Source organism: Streptomyces sp. NPDC031049 (genome assembly GCF_055571015.1).
Window position 1 is genome coordinate 236,989 of sequence record NZ_JBVIGC010000009.1, and the last position, 25,882, is coordinate 262,870.

Sequence of the window (25,882 nt, forward strand, 5' to 3'; positions counted from 1 at the left end):
CCGCTCAGAACCCCTCGCCTGGTCGCGAGCCCGCGCGCGTCGTCCGCCCATTACCCGATGTCACCCGACACGGCAACACCTGCGCCGACCCATGACCACCACGCCCGCCGGAAGGCTAGGCTCGAGGTCTGTACGTCGTTCGGGCGACTTGGGGAGGTAACGGGATGACGGAGGTACGGCCCACGGCCGCCGCCTCGGCTTCCCTGTGGGAGCGCGACGAGGAAGTCGCCGCCATCACGCGGGCGGTCGACGCGCTGTGTGCGGACCGCTCCTCGTCCGGCGGTCTGCTGGTCTTCCGGGGTGATGCGGGGCTCGGCAAGACCGCCCTGCTCGCCGAGACCCGCCGGATCGCCGAGGCCCGCGGCTGCACCGTGTGGTCGGCCCGCGGCGGCGAGACCCTGCGCTCCGTCCCCTTCAACGTCGTACGGCAGTTGTTGCAGCCCGCGCTGGTGTCGATGCTCCCGGAGGAGGCCCGCGAGTACCTGGGCGACTGGTACGGCATCGCCGGTCCCGCCCTCGGCATAGCGGACCCCGGTGAGCGGCAGGCCGACCCGCAGGGCGTGTGCGACGGCCTGGTCGCCGCCGTCCGCCGGCTCGCCCGCCGGGAGTGGCCGCTGGTGCTGCTCATCGACGACGTGCACTGGGCCGACCAGGAGACCCTGCGCTGGCTCGCCGCGTTCGCCGAACGCCTCCCCGAGACACCCGTCCTGCTCGTCGTCGCCCGCCGCCCCGGCGACGCCACCGGCGACAGCGCCCGCCACCTCGACGCCGTCGCCGCCGCCGCGCACCACCCCGCCGCCACGCTCAGCGCCCTCACCCCCGAGGCCACCGCCGGGCTCACCCGCGCCACCCTGGGCGACGACGCCGACGCGCCGTTCTGCCGCGAGGTCTGGGCGGTCACCGGCGGCAACCCGTACGAGACCGTCGAACTCCTCGCCAAGGTCCAGGACAGCGAACTGGCACCGGTCGAATCACAGGCCGGCGAACTGCGCGCGCTGAACCGCTCCGCGCGCGGCGGAGGCCTCGTCGCCCGCCTGGAACAACTCGGCATGGACGCCACCCGGTTCGCCTGGGCCGCCGCCATCCTGGGCACCGGCATCACCGTCGACATGGTGGCCCGCCTGGCCACCCTCGACCACGACGAGGCCGTGCGCTGCGCCGAACTGCTGCGCACCGCCCGCATCCTCACCGAGCCCGGCCCCGGCGCGGCCGGCACGGCGGCCCACGGCGACCTGGAGTTCGTCCACCCGCTGATCGCGACCGCCGTCTACAACTCGATCCCGGACGCGCTGCGCCGCGCCATGCACGGCATCGCCGCCCAGCTCGTCACCGACTCCGGACTCGGCGCCGCCGCGGCCTCCCGCCATCTGCTCCAGGTCCACCCGGACGACGACCAGGAACTCGTCGCGCAGCTGCGCGAGGCCGCCCGCGAACACCTCGCCGTCGGCGCCCCCGACGCGGCCCGCCGCTGCCTGGAACGCGCCCTGGAGGAACCGCCGCTGCCCGAGGCCCACGCCCGCGTGCTCTACGAACTGGGCTGCGCCACGCTGCTCACCGCGCCCGCCACCACCATCGGCCACCTGCGCACCGCCCTCGGCATGCCGGGCCTCGACGGCGACCAACGCGTCGACGCCGTCTTCCGCCTCTCCCAGGCCCTCCTCCACAACGACCAGTTGGAGGAGGCGGTGCGCACCGTCGAGGCCGAGGCCGCCCGCCATCCCGAAGGTCCGGCCCGGCTGCGCCTCCAGGCCGTCCAGTACATGTGGGAGGGCATCCACGCCGGCGAGAACGCCACGCCCGGCCGCTCCGAGCGGCTGCGGGAACTCGCCGCCACCTGCACCGGACGCGACAACGCCGAACGCGCGCTGCTGATCCTGCGCGGCTTCGACGCCATGACCCACGGCGAGAACGCCGAGGAGGTCGCCGAACTGTGCGACCGTGCCCTGGTCAACGGCCGGCTCGCCCCCGGACTCGGCTGGACGGACCCCGACTGGGGCCTGGAACTGCTGATGATGCTGGCCAGCGCCTACGTCTACACCGACCGCCTGGACCGCGCCGAGGCCCTGTTCACGGAGGCCCTGCGCGCCTACGAGACGGCCGGCTGGAGCGGCGGCCACCTCGCCCTCGCCCACGCCTACGTCGGCCTGGGCCACCGCCGGCGCGGCCGGCTGCGGGAGGCCGAGGCGTCGCTGCGCGAGTCGCTGAGGCTGGCCGAACGCGTCGGCCGGGGCCTGCCGCTGTACTGGTCGGCGACCTGCAACCTGGTCGACACGCTGCTCGCCCGCGGCCATGTGGACGAGGCCTGGTCGATCGCCGAACAGTACGGCTTCGCCCCGCCCTACCCGTCGACGATCGTCCTGCCCGACCCCCGCTCCGTCCGGGGCCGGCTGCTGCTCGCCGTCGGTCGCACCAAGGACGGCGTCAACGAACTGGAGGCGGCCGAGAAGGCGTCCGCCGCCCGGGGCCACCACAACCCCGTGATGGTTCCGTGGGCCGTGGACCTGGCCCGCGCCCTGGCCACCGAGGACCCGGGCCGCGCCGCCCGGCTGGCCACCGACGCCCGCCGCCAGGCCGAGCGCTTCGGCACGGACACCGCGATAGGGGAGGCCCTGCGCTGCGCCGCCGCCCTGGAGACCGGCCAGCGCGCGGTCCGGCTCGCCGCCCAGGCGGTCGCCTACCTGGAGGCCTCGCCCTGCCAGTACGAACACGCCGCCGCCCGCGTCGAGCACGGCATCGCCGCCCGCTCCGTCACCGAGCTGCGCCGCGGCCTGGACCTGGCCCGCTCGTGCGGCGCGGACGGGCTGGCGGCGCGGGCGGAGGAGGCGCTGCGCACCGTGCCCGTGCCGGGCTAGGCCCCGTCCCGGCTCAACGGCGGTCCCGGTGCCGCCGCAGGTCTCGGTCCCGTCGGTGCCGGTCCCGTCGGTCCCGGTGCCGTCGGTCGGCGGGAGGCCGGTCGGCGGAAGGCGGGCCCGCGGGGGACGGGTCGGCGGCGGGTGGGTCGGCGGCAGGTGGGTCCGCGGGGAACCCCAGCTCGCGGATCTCCTGGCCCAGTACCGGCGTGAGCGCCCGGGCGTAGGCCTCCGCCACATGGCTCTCGTCGCGGTAGACGAAGGTGTCCGCGACGACCGCGGGGCACCGGCCCGCCCGCGGACACAGCCATGGCTGCGGGTCGAGCACCGCGGCGCCGGTGCGGCGGGCCGCCGCCGCGGCGGCCTCCCGCAGCACCGGGGACCTGATCGCCTCCCGCCGGTCCGCCTCGCAGTTCTCCAGCCGCAGCGGATGCCGCGCCGCGCACTCGACGGCGTCCCCCCTCGGCCACGGACTGTCCAGCAGCACCGCCACCCGCTCCGCGTCCCGCACCAGCCTCCGGTACACCCGCTCGAACCCGGTCGTCCATTCCCGCGACGGTTCCTCCATCCGGTCCACCGGCTCGGCCGCCTCCGACGAGGCGGCCACGACCAGCGCGGGCCGCAGTTCCGCGATCCGCCGCAGCGCCCTCTCCCGCCAGGTGTCGCACGCCCGGTACGCCCTGCCGTCGGCGCGGATCGTGACGTCGGCGGTCTTGCAGGACGCCTTCGTCAGCGACACCAGCCGCCATCCGTGCTCCCGGCTCAACCGCTCCAGGGCCGGGAACCACTGCGCCGCGTGCGAGTCACCGAACAGGACGACGACCCGCTGCGACGACGGGACCCCGTAGGCGCACGCGGGCGACCGCGTGGCGGCGTATCCGACGTGGCAGCCGTCCCGGTACACGGCCGAACGCTGCTTCTTGACGTCCGGCAGCGCCGGGGACAGGTTGGCCGGCAGCGCGGTTGTGGACGCGGCGATCAGGCCGGCCAGCCGGCCGCGGGGGTCCTGGGCCCCGGCGAGCGTCCCGCCCAGCTCCGGGGAGCGGACCGAGGAGCTGATCGACGGCGGGAAGGACGCCGCGACGAGGCAGCCGCACACGACGCTCGCGGACAGCCCCAGGCCGAAGGCCGCCGACAGCGCGGGCCTGCGACGCAGCGAGGCCCGGTAGCGGACCGGGTTCTCCACCAGGTGCAGGGTCGCCCAGGCCAGCAGCAGGGCCGCCGCGCTCAGTTGCAGGGACAGCCGGAGATCCGCCGTGCGGTTCAGGGCCGCAGGACCGAGCATCAGCAGCGGCCAGTGCCACAGGTACCAGCCGTACGACACGTCCCCCACCCACGTCGCGGGACGCAGCGCGAGCAGCCGTGCGGCGCCGGCCCCGGACGGCCGGCAGCCACCGGCGATCACCAGGAGCGTCCCGAGCACGGGCAGGCAGGCGAAGTGACCGGGGAAGGGCGTGCCGGCGTCGTACAGGACGGCCGACGCGACGATCGCACCCAGCCCGAGCCAGGAGAACGCCGCGCACACGGCACGCGGTACCCGCGTCAGTGCCGCCGCCGAGAAGGCCAGCAGGCCTCCGGCACCCAGCTCCCACAGCCGGGTGTGCGCACCGAAGTACGCCCAGGACGGCGCGTCCTCGGTCGCCCGCACACTCAGGACGTAGGAGACGACGCACAGGCCGGCCAGGGGCAGCGCCCTCAGCCACGGACGCCGCACCGCCTTCCAGGTCACCAGGAGCAGCGCGGGCCACACCAGGTAGAACTGCTCCTCCACGGACAACGACCAGAACTGCTGGAAGGGCGACGGGGCACCGCCCTCCCGGAGGTAGTCGGTTCCCGAGACCGCCAGGTCCACGTTCATGACGTACACGGCGCTGGACAGCGCGTCGTGCAGGTACTCCTCGTAGCGGATCTTGGAGGCGAACAGCCGGCAGCACACGAGGGTGGTCAGACAGGTCAGGGTCGCCAGGGGGAGGATGCGCAGCGCGCGCCGGCCGTAGAAGCGCCGCAGGGACACCGATCCGCTGCCCCGGGCCTCCCGCAGCAGGCCCGAGGTGATGAGGAAGCCGGAGACGACGAAGAATACGTCGACACCGACGTAGCCGCCGGCCAGGTGCGGGAGTCCGGCGTGGGCGAGCACCACGAGGGTGACGGCCAGCCCGCGCAGTCCCTGGATGTCGCGTCGGAAGGCGATGGGGGTGCGTGTCACAACCGGGACTGTCCGCAGGCGCGGCACGGTTACCGTCGCGCGGGTCACACGGCTTCCCCGGCTTCCCTCGGCCTGCATCCACCGGTATGACGCACGTCACTGAAGCGCTGCCGGTGGTGCGGACAGTTACAGGCGTGGAGCAATCACTGCGCGCGCGTGTCCGGGCCGGCGACCCCGAGGCCTTCGGCCGGCTGTTCGACACCTACGCCTCGACGGTCCACCGGCATGCCGTACGGGTCACGGGCAGCTGGTCCACGGCCGAGGACGTCGTGTCGCTCACCTTCCTCGAGGCCTGGCGGCTGCGTGGCCGGGTGCTGGCGGCGGGCGACAGCCTGCGCCCCTGGCTGCTCGGCATAGCGACGAACGTCATGCGCAACATGGCGCGGACCGCGCGCCGGCACCAGAACGCGCTCGCCCGGCTCCCTCCCGCCGACCCGGTGCCGGACTTCGCCGAGGAGGTGACGCAGCGGCTGGCCGACCAGGAGGAACTCGTCGCCGCGCAGCGGGCGCTGAGCGGCATGCGGCGCGCCGAACGGGAGGTGTTCACGCTGTGCGTCTGGGAGGGGCTCGGCACCGCCGAGGCGGCCGAGGCGCTCGGCGTGTCGGCCGGCACGGTGCGGGTGCGGCTGTCGCGCGCCAGGAAGAGGCTGCGCCGGCTCACGGACGCCGAGCGCGGACGGGAGCCCGCCACGGACCGGCGGCCGGCCTCCGGAGCCGGGACGCCGGAGCGGCACGGCGGACCGGAGCGGCACGGCGGACCGGACCGGCACGGCGGACCGGAGCGGCACGGCCGTCCGGAGCGGCACGGCCGTCCGGAGCGGTACGGCCGAGTGGATCAGTGCGCACAGGAGGGGAACCGATGATCCCGAAGCGACACCACGGGCCCGGGCACGAGGAGCCCGCCGAGCTGCTGCCGGCCCCGGGCGACCCGCGGCTCGGCCCGGAGCGGCACCGGGCCCTCAGGCAGCACCTGATGCGGGAGATCGCCTCGCAACGGGCGGCCACACCCCGGGCGTTCCCCCGTCGCCGGTTCGTCGTCTGGGCGGCGCCGCTGGCGCTCGCGGCCACCGTGGTCGCCGGGACGGTCGTCGTCACCGAGCTGCGGGGCGGACAGCGGGCCGTGCAGACACCGAGCCGGCCCACCACGACGGTCGGCGATCCTCCGCCGATCACCATGGGCGCCGGCCAGTTCCTGTACAAACGCCGGGTGATGTCGGGGGACTACACCGCCTACGACGGCACCGCCGACCTGGTCCGGCGCGAGGACTGGCTCGCCGTGGACGGCGGGCGGGACGGCCTGGTCCTCACCGGCCCGGACCGGCCGGGAACGGACCGGCTGGACCCGCGCGCGCCGACGACGGAGCGCATGGCCATGTCCGGTGGCACGGACTACCGGGAACTGAGGGAGCTGCCCACCGACCCGGAAAAGCTCCTCGACCACCTCTACAGGGAGACAGAAGGCCAGGGACCCACCCATGAGGAGGCGGTCTTCGAGACCGTGTCCTCCCTGGCCGAACCGGCCGCCCTGGTCCCCGGCCTCAGCGAGGCGCTCTACCGGGCCGCGCGCCGGATCCCCGGCGTCGTCGTCGAGAACGGCGTCCCCGACCGGGCCGGGCGCACCGGCATCGGGCTGACCCTCCCGAACTCCCGCGGGGACGAGCGGGCCCTGGTCTTCGACCACGCGAGCTTCGTCTTCCTCGGCGTCGAGCGGACCACCGCGCTGCTCGAGATCGGCGTCGCCGACCGGGCCGGCGAGCCGCCGGCCGAGTCCTGGAAGCTCGGCTCCGGCCGACGCCCCGCCAGGCCCTAGCCGGCCGTGCCGTCGTCCTCGGCCAGTGCCCGCTGGGCCGTGGCGAACGCCGAGTTCGCGGCCGGCACCCCGCAGTACACCGCCGTCTGCAACAGCACCGCACCGATCTCCTCGGGCGTGAGCCCGTTGCGGCGCGCCGCCCGCACATGCATGGCCAGCTCCTCGTCGTGGCCGTGCGCGACCAGCGCGGTCAGCGTGATCATGCTGCGCTCCCGGCGCGAGAGGGTCTCGTCGGTCCAGATCTCGCCCCAGGCGTAGCGGGAGATGAAGTCCTGGAAGCGGGCGGTGAACGGCGTCTGCCGGGCCTGCGCGCGGTCCACGTGCGCATCCCCCAGCACCTGGCGCCGCACCGCCATTCCGCGCCGGGCGTCCCCGTGCAGATGCGAGGTCAGCGCGGTCAGCACCGCCTCGGGGCGCTCCGCGGGCGCCAGATGCGACGCGCCCGGGATCTCGACCAGCCGCGCGTCCGGCACCGCGTCGGCGATCTCCCGCAGGTGGGCCGGCGGAGTGGCGGGGTCGTCCCGGCCCGCGATCAGCAGGGTGGGCACGGTGATCCCGCCGAGCCGGTCCCGCACGTCGAACGCGGCCAGCGCGTCGCAGCAGGCGGCGTACGCCTCGGGGTCGGCGTCCCGGTGGTCCTGCACCAGCCGGGGCACGGTGAAGCCGGGCGTGAACCAGCGCCCGGCCGCGCTCTCGGCCAGCTCGGCCAGCCCCTCCCGGCGCACCCGCGCGGCCCGCTCCCGCCACGGCCCGGCGCCGTTGAAGTGCGCCGACGAGCAGATCACCGCCAGGGAGGAGAGCCGCTGGGGGTGGTGCACGGCCAGGTGCAGCCCGACGGCGCCGCCCAGCGACACGCCGGCGTAGGCGAACCGCTCGACGCCGAGCCCGTCGGCCAGCGCCAGCACCAGGCCGGCCAGGTCGGCGACGGTGGCGCCGGCGCCGATCAGCCCCGCCGGGGAACCGCCGTGCCCGGGCAGGTCCCAGCGGATCACCCGGTGCACCGCGGACAGCTCCGGGGCCACCGCGTCCCACAGGGCGTAGGACGTGCCCAGCGAGGGGCCGAGCAGCAGCGGGGGAGCGGAGGAGGGGCCTTCGATCAGATGGTCGAGCATGGTCAACGTCGCTCCAGAGCACGGTCGGTGAGGCTCGCGGCGGAGCCGGTGTACTGGGCCGGGTCGGCCAGGCCGGAGAGGTCGGTGTTCCCCAGATCCGGCTGCTCGGCGAGAAGTTCGGCGAGCGGGCGGTCCTCGGCGTGGGCGCGCCGGGCGAGTTCGGTCAGCAGTTCCCTGGCGCGGGACCGGCCGAGAACGGGGGCGAGTGACGCGGACAGCCGCTCGGAGACGATCAGACCGTGCGTCAGTTCCAGATGGGCCCGCATCGCGTCGGGCCGCACCCGCAGGCCCCCGGCCAGTTCGGCGGCGTCGCGCGCGGCCCCGCCGACCAGCCGCAGCAGCTCCCGCAGCGGCTCCCACTCGGCGTGCCACGCCCCGGCCGGCCGCTCGTCCTCGGCGGCGAGCGACCCGTAGAGGGTCGCGGCGAGCTGCGGCGCGCGCCGGGCCGCCGCCGCGATCAGGGTGGCGCGCACCGGGTTGGCCTTGTGCGGCATCGCCGAGGAGCCGCCGCCGCTGCCCTCGGCCACCTCACCGATCTCGGTCCGGGACAGCGTCAGCACGTCCGCGGCGAGCTTTCCCAGCGCCCCGGCCGCGAACGCCAGGCATCCGGCGAGGTCGGCGACGGGGGTGCGGAGCGTGTGCCAGGGCAGCGAGGGCGCGGCGAGGCCGAGTTCGCGGGCGTACGCCGCCGGCAGCGCGGCCGGGTCCGGGACGCCGTACGCGCCGAACGCGGCCAGCGTGCCCGCGGCCCCGCCGAGCTGGACGGGCAGGCCGTCGCGCACGGCGGTGATCCGGTCGCGGGCGTCCAGCACCAGCGACCGCCACCCGGCGGCCTTCAGCCCGAACGTCGTCGGCACGGCGTGCTGGGTCAACGTCCGCCCGGGCATGGGCGTGTCCCGGTGCTCGGCGGCGAGCCGGGCGAGCGCCCGCTCCGTGCGGGCGAGGTCCGCGAGCGCCGGCTCCAGGGCGCGGGCGGCGACCAGCATCGTCGCCGTGTCCAGGATGTCCTGGCTGGTCGCGCCCCGGTGCACGTACGGGCCGTGCTCCGCGCCGACCGCCGCCGTCAGGTCGGCGACCAGCGGGATGACGGGGTTGCCGCCGCCCCGGGCACGCCCGGCGAGCGTCCGCACGTCGAACCGGTCCGGGTCGGCGGCCTCGGTCACCGCCCTCGCCGCGGCGTCCGGTACCGCCCCCAGTGCCGCCTGGGCGCGGGTCAGCGCCGCCTCCGCGTCCAGCAGGGCCCGCAGATACGCCAGGTCGCCGGTGGCGGCGGCGGTGGGCGAGCCCGCCCACCCGGGGGCGAGCAGGCTCGTGTCGTCGGCGTGCGCAGATGTCACCGGTACTCCAGGAAGACCGTCTCGCCCTCGCCCTGAAGGCGGATGTCGAAACGGTACGTGCCGCCGCCCTCCTCGGCGGCGATCAGCGTGTCGCGGCGCTCGTCCGGCACCCGGGACAGCAGCGGGTCGGCGGCGAGCGCCGCCGCGTCGCCCGGCAGGTAGATCCGCGTGAACAGGTGGACGAGCAGTCCGCGCGCGAACACGCACACGCTGAGGTACGGCGCGTTCCGCCCGCGGGCGCCGGGGCGCAGCGTCCGCGCGTACCAGTGGCCGTCGGCATCGGTCTGGATGCGCCCGAACCCGGTGAACTCCACGCCGTTGCGCCCGAGGAAGCCGCCGGTCGCCGGGTCCCGGCGCAGCGAGCCGTCGGCCGTCGGGACGTTGCCCTCGGGGTCCGGACCCCACAGCTCCACGAGGGCGTCCGGCAGCGGCCCGCCCTCGCCGTCGCGCACGTACCCGTGCACGGTCACCGTGTCCGGATGCCCGAGCGGGGCGATGTCCTCACCGCCGCGGAAGGGCAGCGCGTGGCCGTAGAACGGGCCGACGGTGTGCGAGGGGGTGGGCAGGACGCTCTCCGGCCGGCTGGTGTCGATCTTCGTCATGGCGGTCAGCGCCCTTCTTCGATCCAGGTGGCGTGCGGGCCGTCGAGCACGATGTCCCAGTGGTAGCCGAGCGAGAACTCGGGCACGGACAGGCTGTGGTCGTAGGTCGCCACCAGCCGCTGCCGGGCCGCGTCGTCCGTGACGGACTGAAGGATCGGGTCGTGGGGGAACAGCGGGTCGTTCGGGAAGTACATCTGCGTCACCAGGCGCTGGGTGAACGCCGAGCCGAACACCGAGAAGTGGATGTGGGCCGGGCGCCAGGCGTTGACGTGGTTGCGCCAGGGATAGGGACCGGGCCGGACGGTGGTGAAGCGGTAGCAGCCGTCGTCGTCGGTGAGCGTGCGGCCCACGCCGGTGAAGTTCGCGTCCAGCGGCGCGTCGTGCTGCTCGCGCTGGTGGGCGTAGCGGCCGGCCGAGTTGGCCTGCCATATCTCCACGAGCTGGCCGCGCACCGGGCGTCCGTCCCGGTCCAGCAGCCGGCCGGAGACGGTGATGCGCTCGCCGACCGGTTCACCGGTGTGCTGCCGGGTGAGGTCGTTGTCGATCGCGGTGATGTCCCGTTCCCCGAAGGCCGGGGAGGACAGTTCCACCAGCTCCGGATCCTGGGTGACGTCGATGGCGACCGGCGGCTGCGCGGGGTGGCGCAGCAGCGACGAGCGGTACGGGGCGTAGTCGCGGCGCGGGTGGTGCTCCACGGGCGCGCCGTCGGCGACCCGCTCGACGTACGCGGCGTGCTCCGCCGCGATCTCCGCGTCGATGTCCTGCTGGGTGAGAGTCATGGGTTTCCCCCCGGGGTGGCTAGCGTTCGAGGACGAGGGCGAGGCCCTGGCCCACGCCGATGCACAGGGTGGCGACACCGGTGCCGCCGCCCCTGCGGGCGAGTTGGTGGGCGACGGTGCCGGCGAGGCGGGCACCGGAGGCGCCGAGCGGGTGACCGAGGGCGATGGCGCCGCCCTGCGGGTTGAGGATCGCCGGGTCGAACTCGGGCCACTCGGCCACACAGCCCAGCACCTGGGCGGCGAAGGCCTCGTTCAGTTCGAGGACGTCCAGGTCGGCGAAGGTCCTGCCGGCCTTGGCCAGGGCGCGGTTCACGGCCTCGACGGGGGCGAGCCCGAAGTAGTGCGGGTCGGTGGCCGAGACACCGGTGGCGCGGATCCGGGCCAACGGCTCGCGGCCGGTGGCCTTCAGCCCCTCCTCGTCGGTCAGCAGCAGTGCGGCGGCGCCGTCGTTGAGGGGTGAGGCGTTGCCCGCGGTGACGGTGCCGCCGGTCGTGCGGAAGGAGGGCCTGAGCTGCGCCATGGCCTGGAGGGAGCCGTCCGGGCGCACGCACTCGTCGGCGGCGAAGTCGACCGGGGCGCCCTCGCGGCGCGGGACCGGCACCGGGGCGAGTTCGGCGTCGAAGAGGCCCTCGGCCTGAGCCCGCGCGGCCTTGCGGTGGCTGTGCAGGGCGAACTCGTCCTGCTGCCCGCGGCCGATCGCGTGCTTGTCGGCGATGAGTTCGGCCGACTCGCCGAGCGGGCCGGTCCACTGCGGGTCCATCCTCGGGTTGACCATGCGCCAGCCCAGCGTGGTGGAGTACAGCTCGGTGTGCCCGGCCGGGAACGGCCTGTCGGACTTGGGCAGCACGTACGGCGCCCGGGTCATGGACTCGACGCCGCCGGCCAGGACGACGGAGGCGTCCCCGACGGCGATGGTACGGGCCGCCTGGACGACGGCTTCCAGGCCCGAGGCGCACAGCCGGTTGACGGTCACGCCGGGCACGGAGGTGGGCAGTCCGGCGAGCAGCGCGGCCATGCGGGCGACGTTGCGGTTCTCCTCGCCGGCGCCGTTGGCGTTGCCGAAGCAGACGTCCTCGACACGGGACGGGTCCAGGGCGGGGGTACGGGCGAGGAGCGCACGGATCGCGTGGGCGGCCAGGTCGTCGGGGCGGACGCCCGCCAGGCCGCCGTTGTACTTGCCGAACGGGGTCCGTACGGCGTCGACGACGTAGACGGTCTTCACCGCACCCCCTCCGCCACGGTCAGTTCGGCGTCGGTCTTCGCGGCGATCTCCTCGACGCCCACGCCCGGGGCGGTCTCCACCAGGACGAGTCCGTCGCCGGTGACGTCGAGGACGCCGAGGTCGGTGATGACGCGGTCGACGCAGGCCTTGCCGGTCAGCGGCAGCGCGCACTCGGTGAGGATCTTCGGGGAGCCGTCCTTGGCGGTGTGGCTCATCACCACCACGACCGTGCGGGCGCCGTGCACCAGGTCCATCGCCCCGCCGATCCCGGTGATCATCTTGCCGGGGATCGCCCAGTTGGCCAGGTCGCCGCGTGCGGAGACCTGCATGGCGCCCAGCACGGCGACGTCGATGTGTCCGCCGCGGATCATCGAGAACGACAGCGCCGAGTCGAAGAAGGAGGCGCCCGGCAGCACGGTGACGGTCTCCTTCCCGGCGTTGATCAGGTCGGGGTCGACCTGCTCCTCGGCCGGGTAGGGGCCGGTGCCCAGGATGCCGTTCTCCGACTCCAGGACGACCTCCACGCCCTCCGGGAGGTGGTTCGGGATCAGCGTCGGCAGCCCGATGCCCAGGTTGACGTACTGGCCGTCCCGCAGCTCGCGCGCGGCCCTGGCCGCCATCTGCTCACGTGTCCAGGCCATCAGCCGCTCACCGTCCCTCGTGCCCCGGGCACGGAGACCGTGCGCCGCTCGATCTTCTTGTCGGCCGCCTGCTCCGGCGTGAGCGCGACGACCCGCTGCACGAAGACGCCGGGCAGGTGCACCGCGTCGGGGTCGATGCCACCGGGCTCGACCAGCTCCTCCACCTCGGCGACCGTGACCTTCCCGGCCATGGCGGCGAGCGGGTTGAAGTTGCGGGCGGACTTGCTGAAGACGAGGTTGCCGTGGCGGTCGCCCCTGGCGGCCCGGACCAGCGCGAAGTCGGTGCGGATGCCGCGTTCCAGCACGTAGTCGGTGCCGTCGAACTCCCGCACCTCCTTCGCCGGGGAGGCCAGGGCGACCCCGCCCTGCCCGTCGTAGCGCCAGGGCAGCCCGCCCTCGGCGACCTGCGTGCCCACCCCGGCCGGGGTGTAGAAGGCCGGTATGCCGGCGCCGCCGGCCCGCAGCCGCTCGGCGAGCGTGCCCTGCGGTATCAGCTCCACCTCCAGCTCCCCGGCCAGGTACTGCCGGGCGAACTCCTTGTTCGCGCCGATGTAGGAACCGGTCACCCGGGCGATCCGGCCGGCCGCCAGCAGCACCGCCAGGCCGGACTCCATCGCGCCGCAGTTGTTGGAGACGACCGACAGGCCGCCGGCCCCGCGCTCGTACAGCGCCTGGATCAGCACGTTCGGCACACCGCTCAGCCCGAAACCGCCCACGGCCAGCGACGCGCCGTCCGGGACGTCGGCCACCGCCTCGGCGGCCGTGGCCACCACCTTGTCCATCCGAGAAGTCCCATCTCCCACCCAGCCACGCAATTAGTCAGCGCACTGAGTATTTCAGCGAGGTGACCCACACGCTGCCATCGGACGCCCGAGGCGTCAATACCCTGGAAAACCGCACGTGGAAAGCGGGTGCGGCATGCAGACGACATCGCGGTGGCGGCGGTATCGTTCAGTGCACCAACGAAGACAGTCACGGGAGCGCACATGGCCGCGGTGGATCTGACCACCCATCCCGGGCACCTGGCCCGGCGGCTGCAGCAGGCCCACTACCTGCTGTGGAACACGATGGTCTCGGAGGAGATCACCTCTCCCCAGTTCGCGGTCCTCAACGCGCTCGTCGCCGAGCCGGGACTGGACCAGCGGACCGTCGGGGAGCGGGTGGGGCTGGACCGGTCCACCATCGCGGAGGTGATCAGCAGGCTCGGCCGCCGCGGACTGCTCGACAAGGTGCGCGACCCGCAGGACGGCCGCCGCTTCCTGCTCCGGCTGACCGACGAGGGCGTGCGCACCCACCGCCGGCTCACCGTGCGCACGGCCCGCATGAACCAGGTGTTCCTGGCGCCGCTCTCCGCCGACGAGCGGACGGTGTTCTTCGACCTCATCCGGCGGGTCGCCGACGCGGCCGAGGGGCTCCGCAACCCCGCGGAGCCCCTCGCCGCACCGCACTGACCGGGCGCCGCCGCGCTCGTCAGGGGGACTCGGCGAACACCACCCACACCTGGCCCTCGGCGAACCGCATCGGCGAGCCGTCCGCGGCCCGGAAGACCGTGCCGTCCGCCGCCGTCGGCCGCTGCCAGGTGGCGCTGTAGGCCCGTCCGTCGCGCAGCACCTCCGCCTTCCCGGCGCCCACCGACTCGACGTACGGCGAGTTGCTGCCGCGGAAGTCGCGGAAGCCGGACTCGCGGACGTCGACGTACTGCACGACGACGGTCGCCGGGGCCAGCCGCCGGCCGGCGGTGCTGACGGCCGGCTCGCCGTCCATGCTGACCAGCCAGCGGTCCCGGCTGCCGGACCAGCTGAAGGTGAAGCGCGCCGCCGGGTAACGCACGGTGTGCGAGCTCTCGGCGGTGCCGCCCGAGGGGGCCGCGCCGAAGCGGAAGCCGGTCCCGACCAGCGCCTCGGTGCCCGGGGCCGCGGGCATCAGCCGGTGCGGGCGCAGATACAGGTTGTGCGGGGCGGCGCGGCCGTCGTCGCGGACGTAGGCCCCGGAGTGCTCGTCCGCCGGTGCGGGGGTGAGCGGCGCCTGGTCGATGAGCGGCAGGAGCTTGCGCTGGGCCCCGGAGAAGGCGAGCGTCGGCCGGTCGAACTGGCGCAGCAGCTCCAGGTCGGACTCGCGGGCGCTGCGCACCGGCCCCACGGTGTCGGGCAGCCGCGTCGCGTAGAGGGCCATCAGCCGGCTCAGTCCGCCCTCGACCGGCTCCACGTAGACCAGGTCGGCGTCCTCCAGGCCCGTCTGCGGGCGTGCCGCGCGGACGTTGTCCACCTTCACCGCGAGGACCGACGCCTCGCTGCGGCTCTCCGGCCGCGGCGACGACGTCTTCCGGTCCGCTCCGCGTCCGTCGTCGCCCGGGCCGGACTGCGCCGTGCAGCCCGCGGCCAGCAGGACCGCCATCGCCGCGGTCACCAGCGTCCGCCCGGCTCCGTTCCGGCTGCGCGCTCCTCGTCGCATGCCCACCACCGGCCACCCACCATTCCTGTGTCATTGATTGTGCGCTTCTTGGTGCGTTTATGGCCATACCCGACTGTTTCGGTATGTGCGCGGTGGATCGGCTGATCGGCTCAGTATGTTCATCGGACCGGTCGTCACGGTTGGGCGGGGAGGGCCTCGGGTACCCGGGCGGCACCGCGGCGCGGGCGCCGCAGCGGAGGCGCCGCGCACCGACCACCCGCGGGTGACTCGAGGGAGCGCGAGACGATGAAGGCAGTGACCTGGCAGGGCAAGCGGGACGTACGGGTCGAGGAGGTGCCCGACCCGAAGATCCAGGAGCCGACGGACGCGGTCATCCGCGTCACCTCCACCGGGCTGTGCGGCTCCGACCTCCATCTGTACGAGGTGCTCACCCCGTTCATGACCCCCGGCGACATCCTCGGCCACGAGCCGATGGGCATCGTCGAGGAGGTCGGGGCCGAGGTGCCGGACCTGAAGCCGGGGGACCGGGTCGTGGTGCCGTTCCAGATCGCGTGCGGGCACTGCTTCATGTGCGACACCGGGCTGCCGACGCAGTGCGAGACCACACAGGTCACCGGCGAGGGCATGGGCGCCGCCCTGTTCGGCTACACCCGCCTGTACGGCGCCGTGCCGGGCGGGCAGGCCGAGTACCTGCGCGTCCCCCAGGCCCAGTTCGGGCCGATCAAGGTGCCCGAGGGCCCGCCGGACGACCGCTTCGTCTACCTGTCCGACGTGCTGCCCACCGCCTGGCAGGCGGTCGCCTACGCCGACGTGCCGCAGGGCGGCAGCGTCGCCGTGCTCGGTCTCGGTCCGATCGGCGACATGGCCTGCCGTGTCTCCCTGCTCAGGGGTGCCGGGCAGGTCTTCGGTGTGGACCTGGTGCCGGAGCGGCTGCGCAGGGCGAAGGAACGGGGCGTCAAGACCTACGACCTGCGGTCCTTCGACAGTGAGAAGGAACTCGTCGCCGCCATCCAGGACGAGACCGACGGCCGCGGCCCCGACGCCGTGATCGACGCGGTCGGCACCGAGGCGCACGGCAGCGCCGCCGCCAAGCTGGTCCAGCAGGGCGCCGCGATCCTGCCGCGCAAGATCGGCGGGCCGCTCGCGGAACGCTTCAGCATCGACCGCCTCGCCGCCCTGCACACCGCGATCGAACTGGTCCGGCGCGGCGGCACCATCTCGCTGTCCGGCGTCTACGGCGGCATGGCCGACCCGCTGCCCATGCTGACCCTGTTCGACAAGCAGATCCAGCTGCGGATGGGCCAGGCCAACGTGCGCCGCTGGAGCGACGACATCGTGCCGTACCTCACCGACGAGGACGTCCTCGGCGTGGAGGACTTCGCCACCCACCGGGTGCCGCTCAGCGACGCGCCGCACGCCTACGAGATGTTCCAGAAGAAGCAGGACGGCGCGGTCAAGGTGCTGATGCAGCCGTAGCCGCCACCGGCGGCCGGGACCACTACGGCCCCCCGAGGATCTCCGCCAGGTCGTAGCGCACCGGCTCCTGGAGCTGGGCGTAGGTGCAGCTCTCCGGCGTGCGGTCCGGGCGCCAGCGGCGGAAGCGGGCCGTGTGCCGGAAGCGCGCCCCGTTCTCCATGTGGTCGTAGGCCACCTCGGCCACCCGCTCGGGGCGCAGCGGCACCCAGGACAGGTCCTTCTTGCCCGACCAGCGGCTCGGCGCGCCCGGCAGCCGCGCCGACTCGTGCGCGGCCTCGTCCGCCCACGCCGCCCACGGGTGCCCGGCGGCGTCGTCCATCCGCAGCGGCTCCAGCTCCGCCACCAGCTCCTCGCGCCGCTTCATGGAGAAGGCCGCGGACACCCCGACGTGCTGGAGGGCGCCCCGGCCGTCGTACAGGCCCAGCAGCAGCGAGCCGACCACCGGACCGCTCTTGTGGAACCGGTAGCCGGCCACCACCACGTCCGCCGTCCGCTCGTGCTTGACCTTGTACATCGCCCGCTCGTCCGGCCGGTAGCGCAGATCCAGGGGCTTGGCGACGATCCCGTCGAGGCCCGCCCCCTCGTACTGCTCGAACCACTCCTGGGCCACCGCGACGTCGGTCGTCGCCGGCGCCACGTGCACCGGCGGGGTGACCTCGTCGAGCGCCCGCACCAGCAGTGCGCGCCGGTCGGACAGCCCCACGTCGAGCAGCGACTCGCCGTCCAGCGCCAGCAGGTCGAAGACGACGAGGGACGCCGGGGTCCGCTCGGCCAGCGTCCGCACCCGGGAGTCCGCGGGGTGGATGCGCTCGGTGAGCGCGTCGAAGTCCAGCCGGCCCTCCCGGGCGATCACGATCTCCCCGTCCACCACCGAGCGCTCGGGCAGCCGCTCCCGCACGGCGGTCACCAGCTCGGGGAAGTACCTGGTCAGCGGCTTGCCGGTCCGGCTGCCGAACTCCACCTCGTCCCCGTCGCGGAACACGATCGCCCGGAACCCGTCCCACTTGGCCTCGTACTGCATGCCCGGCGGGATCGTCGCCACGGGCTTGGCGAGCATCGGCTTGACGGGAGGCATCACCGGCAGATCCATGGTCCGATTCTGACCGCATGCGTCCACTCTCGCCTGATGTGCGAGGGTCGTCCGGTGGGCCTACCGTGGCTCGCATGGGCGAAGCGGTGGAACTGGAAGCGGGCGGCCGGACCGTACGGCTGACCAATCCCGGCAAGATCTTCTTCCCGGAGCGCGGCTACACCAAGCTCGACCTGGCGCGCTACTACCAGGCCGTCGCCCCCGGCATCCTGCGCGCCCTGCGCGAGCGGCCGACCACCCTGGAGCGCTACCCCGACGGCATCGCCGGCGAGTGGTTCTACCAGAAGCGCGCACCCAAGGGCATGCCCGACTGGATCCCCACCGCCCACATCACCTTCCCCAGCGGACGCAGCGCCGACGAGATGTGCCCCACCGAGGAGGCCGCGGTGCTGTGGGCCGCCCAGTACGGCACCCTGACCTTCCACCCCTGGCCGGTGCGCCGCGCCGACGTCGACAGCCCCGACGAACTGCGCATCGACCTCGACCCGCAGCCCGGCACCGACTACGACGACGCGGCCCGCGCCGCCCAGGAACTACGGGCCGTCCTCGAGGAGTTCGGCGGACTGCGGGGCTTTCCCAAGACCTCCGGCGGCCGGGGCCTGCACGTCTTCGTGCCGATCGAACCGCGCTGGACCTTCACCCAGGTGCGGCGCGCGGCCATCGCCGTCGGACGCGAGATGGAGCGGCGGATGCCGGAACAGGTCACCATCAAGTGGTGGAAGGAGGAGCGCGGCGAGCGCATCTTCATCGACTACAACCAGACCGCCCGGGACCGCACCATCGCCTCCGCCTACTCCGTACGGCCGCGTCCGCACGCCCCCGTCTCCGCGCCGCTGCGCTGGGACGAGGTCGGCGTCGCGCACCCCGAGGACTTCGACATCACGACCATGCCCGCGCGCTTCGCCGAACTCGGCGACGTGCACGCGGACATGGACGACCGCCGCTACTCCCTCGACGCCCTGCTGGAACTGGCCGCGCAGGACGAACGCGACCACGGCCTCGCCGACCTGCCGTACCCGCCCGAGTACCCGAAGATGCCGGGCGAGCCCATGCGGGTGCAGCCGAGCCGCGCGAAGAAGCAGCCGGGGCCGACGGCGAAGTGACCGGTGCCGGCGGGTGCCGGCGGCCGGGTGACGGGTCCGGGCACGGGGCGCGCGCCCGGCTCCCGGACCCACCGTCCTACAACTCCCTGATCCGGACGTCCCGGAACGACACCACGTCCGTCGTGCCGTGCACCTGGAGCCCGATGTATCCGGAGGCGTACCGCCGCCCGTCCGTGCCGGGATCGTCCGCGCGCGGCGGGGTGAACTCCTGGCCGCCCACGTTGTCGAACTCGTTGATCAGCACGCCGTTGCGGTAGATCTCGTAGTGCTGGCCCACCACGCGGATCTCGTAGTCGTTCCAGGTGCCCTTCTCCGTCACACCGGCCCCGGCGAGCCCCACCCGGTCGAAACCGTAGACCGAGCCCGTCTTGTACATGTCGCCGTCGGGCCGGTCGAGCACCTGCACCTCGTGGCCGTACTTGATGGCGACCCACTCCGGACGCGACTCCTCCGGGTGGTCGTGGACCTGCGGGAAGCGCACGAACACACCGGAGTTGGCGTTGCCGGCGCCCGGGGCGTCGTCCCGCCACTGGAGCCGCAGCGAGAAGTCGCCGTACTTGCGCTCCGGGAACCACAGCATGCCCATGCCCGGTGTGGTGGTGGAGGAGGTGATCGACCCGTCCGGGTTCAGCGCGAACGAACCGCCGCCGACCTGCTCCCACCGGGCGAAGGACTCCTGGCTGCCGTCCATGATCTTGCGGTAGCCCTCCGTCTGCCCCGGCTTGCCGATGCCGGACTGGCGGGCGGCCCGCTCGATCGCCCGGTACTCGCGCCGGTCGACCACGCCCTCGTCCGAGAGCGCGTCCAGGACCTCCCGCACGTGCTTCAGGAAGAGCTGGTGGGACGTCCACTCCTTCTCGTCCTCGATCAGCTCGCCGATCCGGCACCGGTTGTTCGTCACCCGGTTCGGCACGCCCGAGTCGACCGTGCCGACGATCACCGTGAGCCGCTCGTCGTACTCCGGGCAGGGCGGCGCCGGCACCTCGCCCGCCACCACCGTGAAGCTCACGGTCAGCGGCTCGGAGGTGTTGCCCGCCTCGTCGGTGGCCCGGTAGGCCACGGTGTGCCGGCCCACGCGGTCGACCACGACCGGCTCGGTGTAGGCCAGATAGGGCCCGGCGTCGAGCGAGTACTCGATGCCGGCCACCCCCGAACCGCCCTCGTCGGTGGCGCTGACGGTCACCTTCGCGCTGCCGACGTAGGCGCCGTCGGAGTTCTTCGTGCCCTCCACGGTCGCGCCGGTCACCGGCGGGACGGTGTCCTGCGGGGGAGCGGCGACCACGGTGAACTCCACGCTCTTCTCCGCCGCCGCGTTCCCGGCCCTGTCGGTGGCCCGGTAGCGCACGGTGTGCGTGCCGGCCTCGTGCACCATCACCGGCGCGGTGTAGGCCTGCCAGGCACCGTCGCCGACGGCGTACTCGATGGTGTTGACGCCGGACCCGGTGTCGGAGGCGGTGACCGTCACCGTCGCCATGTCGATGTAGGCACCGTCCGGATCCTTCTCGCCGCTGACCGTCGCCGAGGTCTCCGGCGGGGTCGTGTCGTCCGTCGGCGGGGCGACGACGGTGAACGTGACGCTCTTCTCGGCGGCGGCGTTGCCCGCCGCGTCGAAGGCGCGGTAGCGGAGCGTGTGCTCGCCGACGGTGTCGACCACGACCGGCGCGGTGTACGGCTGCCAGGCGCCGTCGGCACCGAGGGCGTACTCGATCCGGTCGACGCCCGAGCCGCCCGCGTCGGTGGCGGTGAGGGTGACGCTCGCGGAACCGACGTAGGCGCCGTCGGCGTTCTGCGTGCCCTGCACCTCGGCCGCCGTCTGAGGCGCCGTCGTGTCGTCACCGCCGCCGCCCTCGGTCACCACCAGCACCCCCTGCATCTGGCCGTGGCCGGGGATCGTGCAGTGGTAGAGGTAGCGGCCGGGGGTGAGCGTGACCTCGGCGGTGTGCCGGCCGCCCTGGTCGTCGCCCGGGTTGGCCAGGATGTTCAGCTGGACGTCGCTGTTGTACTCCGGGTCGCTGGTCACGAACGTCAGCGTGTGCGGCATGCCGGTGGTGTTGCCGGTCGCCGCGCTGTTCTCGAACACGATCGTCGCCGGGCCGGCCACCGCCGTCTCCGGCGCCGACAGATACCGGTCGATCGGGTCGCCGGCGGTCCAGGTGAGCACCTGCTGCTCGGCCGCCGCCTGCGCGGCCCGGGGCTGCCCGGCCGCAGGGACGGCCTGGAGGCCGAGCATCACCAGCAGGCCCGCCAACAGTGCTGCCCAGATTCTTCGTTCGCGTATCACCGGTTCCCCCTCGCCAGCTCTCCGGCGGCCGGGGTGGGCCCGCCGCCCGTGTACGTGACGCGCCACAGCGCCGACCTGGAGTCGGAGGTGAAGAAGCCGCGGCCGTAGTCGAGCACGTACAGCGCGCCGTCCGGTCCGAACTTCCAGTCCATCAGGTTCCTGATGCCGTCGTCGCCCACCGGCACGATCTTCTTCAGCGACTCCGAGTGCACCGGCAGTCCGCCGTCGCCCTGTGTCCTCGGGTCCATCAGCACCGCGTTGCGCGGCTGGTCGGCGTCGTAGAAGTCGCCGACGAACCACTTGCCGTCCCAGTAGGCCGGCCACTTGGTGCCGCTGGTGCTGTCCGCGTCGTAGCGGTAGACAGGCCCGTTCATCGCCGCCTGGCCGCCGCCCTTGAGCCACGGCAGCCCGTACGTCGCCTCCTCGGCCTTGTACGACGGCACCCCGTTCTCGTCGCGCGGGAAGTCCGGGGCGCCGCCCTGCGGGGAGTACCAGATGTTGTTGCCGGTCACCGGCGGCAGGTTGACCAGACCGTCGTTGTTCGGCGACTCGTTCTTCGGGGCGTCGCAGTCGTACCAGCCCAGCGGCTTCGACGGGTCGGGCAGGTTGCGGTCCCGGTACGGCTGCTTGTTGCCCATGCAGTACGGCCAGCCCCGGTTGCCCGCCTCGGTGATCACGGCGAACGTGTCGTACTTGGCCGGGCCCCAGGTCGGCGACGGCGAACCGGCGTCCGGGCCGACCCAGCCGGCGTAGAGGATGTCGGTCGACTTGTCGACGAAGATGCGCGCCGGGTTGCGGACGCCCATCACATAGATCTCGCCGCGGGTCTTGCCGCCGCCCTCGTCCGTCTCCTCGCCGGTGAACAGGTTGCCCTCGGGCAGGGTGTAGGTCCCGTCGGGCTCGGGGTGGATGCGCAGGATCTTGCCGTTGAGGTTGTTGGTGTTGCCGGCGGTGCGGCGGGCGTCCGCGAAGGACACGCCCTTGAAGTTCGGCTCGGGGTTGTTGCCCGAGTAACCGCCGCTGAACCCGCTGGAGTTGTTGTCGCCGGTGGCGATGTACAGGTTGCCCTTGGAGTCCCAGGCCATGCCGCCGCCCGCGTGGCAGCAGCTGTGGATCTGCACGGGCCACTTCAGCAGCACCTTCTCGCTGCCCGGGTCCAGCTTGTTCGTCTCCTGGTCCAGCGTGAAGCGGGAGACGCGCCGCTCGGCCATGTGGGTCTCGCGGTCGATCTCCGAGTGCGGGGTGTAGTGCAGGTACACCCAGCCGTTGTCCTCGAACCGCGGGTCCAGCTCGATGCCGAGCAGGCCCTCCTCGACCTTGGTCAGCTCGTCGCCGCCGCCCTTGTTGCCGAAGACGGTCAGCTCTCCGGCGAGCGTGACCTCGTCGGTCTTCGGGTCCCAGACGTGGATCTGCCCCTTGCCCTTGCCGATGTCGGGGTCGTTCCAGTCGGTGACGACGGGCTGGGAGGCGTCGGCGCCGCCGCGGCCGATGTAGAACACGCGGCCGTCGGGCGCGGTGACCAGGCCGTGCGGTTCGCCGATCTGGTCGTTCCGCCCCGGCTGGTTGGGCTCGGTGAGCCGCTCCGCCGTGTAGTTGCCGGTGATGGTCGCCTTGCAGTCGGCCCGCACCAGGCGCGTCGTCCACAGCAGCGCGCCGCGCAGGTGCGCGCGGAAGTCGGTCTCGTCGTACGACGACACCGTCCCGCCCATGCCGGTGTAGAAGGACCGCCCGCCGTCGTAGTCCCGGCACCAGCTGACCGGGTGGTCCCAGCCGTTGGCGCCCTCGCCCGGCTGGTACGTCGACTCGCGCACCCGGGCCACGGTGTGCACGTCGCCGGAGGGGTTCTCCGCCCAGTTCAGCCACTTGTCGGGGCGCTTCCACTGCACGGGAAGGTCCTTGGTGGCCGGATGGCGGCGGTCGCCGACCTCGACGGTGGCCCGCTGGACCGTCGCCGGGCTCGACGCGGCCGGCCGGGCGCCGACCAGGCCCGTGAACCAGTCCGAGTACGGCTCCGCGCGGGCCGCGTCGTGGATGCCGACGAACCCGCCGCCGGCCTCCATGTACGCCTCCAGCCCGGCCTCCTGCTCCGGGCTGAGGACGTCACCGCCGCCGGTCAGGAAGACCACCGCGTTGTACCGCCCCAGCTTGCGCTCGCTGGTGAAGACCGAGGCGTCCTCGGTGGCCTCGACGCGGAAGCGCTCCTCGGCCGGACCGGACAGCCCGATCCGCTCGATGGCCGCGATCCCGGCGTTCACCAGCGGTGACTCCTCACCGGGCGCGGCGGACCCGTGGAAGACCAGGACCCGCACGTTGGCGCCGCCCGGCGGCGACTTGATCGACATCGTTGTCAAAGGCGGCTCGGGCGCCGGGCGCGCGCTGGCGGCGGGCCCCGTCAGGAGCCCGCCGGCGACGAACCCGGCGGTCGCGACGGCCGCCCACCTTCTTCTTCTCGCGCTCAACCCTCGCAAGTGCATGGGCACCTCCTCGGTCACGGCAGCAGCGCCAAGGAAGGTAGACCGCTTTGCGTGTCCCGCCAATAGGTATCACCGAGTTGCACCGAACTTTGTCCTGACTGTGGATAAACCACGGGGTGGCCGGTACCGTCTCCTCGGCGCATCACGGCTCTTGACGGCCCATCAGTGGTCCTGTCTCCGCAACATCCGTACCAGTGTGGGGAGTTCGTCATGGACAGACGCGGCTTCAACCGGCGAGTGCTGCTGGGCGGCGCGGCCGTCGCGACATCGTTGTCGCTGACGCAGGAGTCCTCCGCCGCTCCGCCTCCCGCCGCCCCCGCCAAGACGGCGCCGGCCGGGGGCGAGGTGCGGCACCTGAAGCTCTACGCCGAGAAGCTGCCCGACGGGCAGATGGGCTACGGCTTCGAGAAGGGCAAGGCGGCGATCCCCGGCCCGCTGATCGAGCTGAACGAGGGCGACACGGTGCACATCACCCTCGAGAACACCATGGACGTCCCGGCCAGCCTGCACGTCCACGGCCTGGACTACGAGATCTCCAGCGACGGCACCAGGATGAACAAGAGCGACGTGCCGCCCGGCGGCACCCGCACCTACACCTGGCGCACCCACGCCCCCGGCCGCCGCAAGGACGGCACCTGGCGGGCGGGCAGCGCCGGCTACTGGCACTACCACGACCACGTCGTCGGCACCGAACACGGCACCGGCGGCATCCGCAAGGGCCTGTACGGCCCCGTGATCGTGCGCCGCAAGGGCGACGTCCTGCCGGACGCCACGCACACGGTCGTCTTCAACGACATGCTCATCAACAACCGCGACCCGCACACCGGACCCGACTTCGAGGCCACGGTGGGGGACCGCGTCGAGTTCATCGTGATCACGCACGGCGAGTTCTACCACACCTTCCACATGCACGGGCACCGCTGGGCGGACAACCGCACCGGCATGCTCACCGGCCCCGACGACCCCAGTCAGGTCGTCGACAACAAGATCTGCGGACCGGCGGACTCCTTCGGCTTCCAGGTGATCGCGGGGGAGGGCGTGGGCGCCGGGGCGTGGATGTACCACTGCCACGTCCAGAGCCACTCCGACATGGGGATGGTGGGTCTGTTCCTGGTGAAGAAGGCCGACGGGACCATACCGGGGTACGAGCCGCACCATCCGCACGGCGCGGGACGGGACACCGGGGCGGACCCGGTGCACGAGCACTGAGCGCGGGGGTGCCCGTGCCGACGGCGGCGCCCGCTGCTGACCGGCGACCCGGCGCTATCCTGGGCCGCAGCCGCCGAGGAGGAGCGCTTCGTGACCGAGACCGCGCCGCGTCCCACGCTGGAGGCCGTGGCCGCGCGGGCCGGGGTCTCTCGGGCCACCGTGTCCCGGGTGGTCAACGGCACCGCCGGCGTCCGTGAGTCCCTCGTGGAACGGGTGCGGCGCGCGGTGGAGGAACTCGGGTACGTCCCCAACCAGGCGGCCCGCAGCCTGGTGACGAGACGGCACGACGCCGTCGCCGTCGTGGTCGCCGAACCGGAGACCCGGGTCTTCGCCGATCCCTACTTCGCCCTTCAGCTGCGCGGCATCAGCAAGGAGCTGACGGCCCACGACAACCAGCTCGTGCTGCTGCTCACCGAGGGCCGCGAGGACCACGCCCGCGTCGGGCGCTACCTGGCCGGCGGGCACGTCGACGGTGCCCTGGTCTTCTCCCTGCACCTCGACGACCCGCTGCCCGGGCTGATCCGGCGGGCCGGCGTGCCGACCGTGTTCGGCGGGCGGCCCGGCTGGAGCGACGGCGACGGCGGGGGCGACGCGGTGGTCTACGTCGACAGCGACAACCGCGGCGGGGCCCGGGCCGCCGTGCGCCACCTCGCCGGGCTCGGCCGCACCCGTGTCGCGCACATCACCGGCCCCCTCGACCAGACCTCCGCCGCCGACCGCCTGGCGGGCTTCCGGGACGTCCGGCCGGACACCGGCCCGGAGCTGGTCGCGCACGGCGACTTCACGCCCGCCGGCGGTGAGCGGGCGATGCGGGAACTGCTCGAGCGGTGTCCCGGCCTGGACGCGGTGTTCGCGGCCAACGACCTCACCGCCGCGGGCGCCCTGCGCGTCCTGCGCGAGCACGGGCGGCGGGTGCCGGACGACGTGGCCGTGGTGGGCTTCGACGACATGCTGCCGGTCGCCGAGCAGACGGACCCGCCGCTGACGACGGTCCGCCAGGACATCGAGGAGATGGGCCGGCTGATGGCCCGCCTGCTCCTGCACGGGCTGGAATCCGCCGACGCCGACGCCGACGCCGACGCCGACGCCGTCACCGGCAACGGGACGGCGGCGGCCGGCGGGACGGCCGCCGGGGCTGCCCGGCACGGCGCCGCAGCCGTGAACGGAACCGCCGCCCCGGGCACCGCCGTGCCGCGGACCGCCGGGGCAGCCCGTCCGGCCGGCGTGGTCCTCCCGACCACGCTGATCCGCCGCGCCTCGGCCTGAGCGGCACCGGCCG

20 protein-coding genes are annotated in these 25,882 nt (G+C 73.7%); 8 read left to right on the forward strand and 12 right to left on the reverse strand.

The features are described from left to right. The first annotated feature begins 164 nt into the window (after window positions 1-164). Window positions 165-2,852 carry an ATP-binding protein gene (locus tag ACZ45Q_RS17745; protein WP_468261664.1) on the forward strand — a complete coding sequence of 896 codons (2,688 nt, stop codon included), beginning with the start codon at window positions 165-167 and terminating at the stop codon, window positions 2,850-2,852. 13 nt (window positions 2,853-2,865) lie between these two features. Here the strand turns inward: ACZ45Q_RS17745 and ACZ45Q_RS17750 are convergent, their stop codons facing one another. Continuing rightward, window positions 2,866-5,055 carry an acyltransferase family protein gene (locus tag ACZ45Q_RS17750; RefSeq protein WP_468261666.1) on the reverse strand — a complete coding sequence of 730 codons (2,190 nt, stop codon included), beginning with the start codon at window positions 5,053-5,055 and terminating at the stop codon, window positions 2,866-2,868. 134 nt (window positions 5,056-5,189) lie between these two features. On the opposite strand from ACZ45Q_RS17750, the gene ACZ45Q_RS17755 reads away from it, so the two are divergent. Both ACZ45Q_RS17755 and ACZ45Q_RS17760 read left to right on the forward strand, forming a co-directional pair. Next, window positions 5,190-5,918, forward strand: coding sequence for an RNA polymerase sigma factor (locus tag ACZ45Q_RS17755; protein WP_468261669.1), 729 nt, complete (start codon window positions 5,190-5,192; stop codon window positions 5,916-5,918). Beyond that, window positions 5,915-6,865 carry a CU044_5270 family protein gene (locus ACZ45Q_RS17760; RefSeq protein WP_468261672.1) on the forward strand — a complete coding sequence of 317 codons (951 nt, stop codon included), beginning with the start codon at window positions 5,915-5,917 and terminating at the stop codon, window positions 6,863-6,865. The genes ACZ45Q_RS17755 and ACZ45Q_RS17760 overlap by 4 nt, the downstream gene beginning before the upstream one ends. On the opposite strand, the gene pcaDC is transcribed toward ACZ45Q_RS17760, so the two are convergent. Genes pcaDC through ACZ45Q_RS17795 form a run of 7 tightly spaced genes read right to left on the reverse strand, consistent with a single transcriptional unit; the run spans window position 6,862 to window position 13,340 of the window. Continuing rightward, window positions 6,862-7,977 (reverse strand): bifunctional 3-oxoadipate enol-lactonase/4-carboxymuconolactone decarboxylase PcaDC, encoded by a 1,116-nt coding sequence (gene pcaDC, locus ACZ45Q_RS17765; RefSeq protein ID WP_468261675.1) that lies wholly within the window; start codon window positions 7,975-7,977, stop codon window positions 6,862-6,864. The two genes, ACZ45Q_RS17760 and pcaDC, sit on opposite strands and share 4 nt — an antisense overlap. Window positions 7,978-7,979: 2 nt before the next feature. Next, window positions 7,980-9,314: a 3-carboxy-cis,cis-muconate cycloisomerase gene (gene pcaB, locus ACZ45Q_RS17770; RefSeq protein WP_468261677.1), complete on the reverse strand. Its 1,335-nt coding sequence runs from the start codon at window positions 9,312-9,314 to the stop codon at window positions 7,980-7,982. Next, window positions 9,311-9,916: a protocatechuate 3,4-dioxygenase subunit alpha gene (pcaG, locus tag ACZ45Q_RS17775; protein ID WP_468261680.1), complete on the reverse strand. Its 606-nt coding sequence runs from the start codon at window positions 9,914-9,916 to the stop codon at window positions 9,311-9,313. Before pcaG ends, pcaB begins: the two co-directional genes overlap by 4 nt. 5 nt (window positions 9,917-9,921) lie before the next feature. Then, complete coding sequence (pcaH, locus tag ACZ45Q_RS17780) at window positions 9,922-10,695, reverse strand: protocatechuate 3,4-dioxygenase subunit beta (RefSeq protein ID WP_468261683.1); 774 nt, start codon at window positions 10,693-10,695, stop codon at window positions 9,922-9,924. Window positions 10,696-10,714: 19 nt separating this feature from the next. After that, entirely contained in the window at window positions 10,715-11,917 is a 1,203-nt protein-coding gene (locus ACZ45Q_RS17785) for a thiolase family protein (RefSeq protein WP_468261686.1), read from the reverse strand. Then, window positions 11,914-12,558, reverse strand: a complete 645-nt coding sequence (locus ACZ45Q_RS17790; RefSeq protein ID WP_468261689.1) for a CoA transferase subunit B — start codon at window positions 12,556-12,558, stop codon at window positions 11,914-11,916. Before ACZ45Q_RS17790 ends, ACZ45Q_RS17785 begins: the two co-directional genes overlap by 4 nt. Beyond that, window positions 12,558-13,340, reverse strand: coding sequence for a CoA transferase subunit A (locus ACZ45Q_RS17795; RefSeq protein ID WP_468261692.1), 783 nt, complete (start codon window positions 13,338-13,340; stop codon window positions 12,558-12,560). The genes ACZ45Q_RS17790 and ACZ45Q_RS17795 overlap by 1 nt, the downstream gene beginning before the upstream one ends. A 204-nt stretch (window positions 13,341-13,544) precedes the next feature. Between ACZ45Q_RS17795 and ACZ45Q_RS17800 the strand changes: the two genes are divergently transcribed. Continuing rightward, window positions 13,545-14,009, forward strand: coding sequence for a MarR family winged helix-turn-helix transcriptional regulator (locus ACZ45Q_RS17800; protein ID WP_468261694.1), 465 nt, complete (start codon window positions 13,545-13,547; stop codon window positions 14,007-14,009). Between the two features lie 19 nt (window positions 14,010-14,028). Here ACZ45Q_RS17800 and ACZ45Q_RS17805 read toward each other — a convergent pair whose 3' ends face one another. After that, window positions 14,029-15,009 (reverse strand): DUF3048 domain-containing protein, encoded by a 981-nt coding sequence (locus ACZ45Q_RS17805; RefSeq protein ID WP_468261696.1) that lies wholly within the window; start codon window positions 15,007-15,009, stop codon window positions 14,029-14,031. 246 nt (window positions 15,010-15,255) lie between these two features. On the opposite strand from ACZ45Q_RS17805, the gene ACZ45Q_RS17810 reads away from it, so the two are divergent. After that, complete coding sequence (locus ACZ45Q_RS17810; RefSeq protein ID WP_468261698.1) at window positions 15,256-16,446, forward strand: zinc-dependent alcohol dehydrogenase; 1,191 nt, start codon at window positions 15,256-15,258, stop codon at window positions 16,444-16,446. A 22-nt stretch (window positions 16,447-16,468) separates the two neighbouring features. On the opposite strand, the gene ACZ45Q_RS17815 is transcribed toward ACZ45Q_RS17810, so the two are convergent. Continuing rightward, a complete protein-coding gene (locus ACZ45Q_RS17815) occupies window positions 16,469-17,536 on the reverse strand; it encodes an ATP-dependent DNA ligase (protein ID WP_468261701.1) in 1,068 nt (355 codons plus the stop codon). A 74-nt stretch (window positions 17,537-17,610) separates the two neighbouring features. On the opposite strand from ACZ45Q_RS17815, the gene ligD reads away from it, so the two are divergent. Next, on the forward strand, window positions 17,611-18,639 hold the full coding sequence (gene ligD / locus ACZ45Q_RS17820) for a non-homologous end-joining DNA ligase (RefSeq protein ID WP_468261703.1): 1,029 nt from the start codon (window positions 17,611-17,613) through the stop codon (window positions 18,637-18,639). A 76-nt stretch (window positions 18,640-18,715) separates the two neighbouring features. Here the strand turns inward: ligD and ACZ45Q_RS17825 are convergent, their stop codons facing one another. Then, a complete protein-coding gene (locus tag ACZ45Q_RS17825) occupies window positions 18,716-20,902 on the reverse strand; it encodes an OmpL47-type beta-barrel domain-containing protein (protein WP_468261829.1) in 2,187 nt (728 codons plus the stop codon). Window positions 20,903-20,916: 14 nt separating this feature from the next. After that, complete coding sequence (locus ACZ45Q_RS17830; RefSeq protein ID WP_468261706.1) at window positions 20,917-23,394, reverse strand: ThuA domain-containing protein; 2,478 nt, start codon at window positions 23,392-23,394, stop codon at window positions 20,917-20,919. A gap of 210 nt (window positions 23,395-23,604) precedes the next feature. Here ACZ45Q_RS17830 and ACZ45Q_RS17835 point away from each other — a divergent pair, with 210 nt between their 5' ends. Together ACZ45Q_RS17835 and ACZ45Q_RS17840 are read left to right on the forward strand one after the other, a co-directional pair. Beyond that, on the forward strand, window positions 23,605-24,603 hold the full coding sequence (locus tag ACZ45Q_RS17835) for a multicopper oxidase domain-containing protein (RefSeq protein ID WP_468261709.1): 999 nt from the start codon (window positions 23,605-23,607) through the stop codon (window positions 24,601-24,603). Between the two features lie 90 nt (window positions 24,604-24,693). After that, window positions 24,694-25,869 carry a LacI family DNA-binding transcriptional regulator gene (locus ACZ45Q_RS17840; RefSeq protein ID WP_468261711.1) on the forward strand — a complete coding sequence of 392 codons (1,176 nt, stop codon included), beginning with the start codon at window positions 24,694-24,696 and terminating at the stop codon, window positions 25,867-25,869. Window positions 25,870-25,882 lie beyond the last annotated feature (13 nt).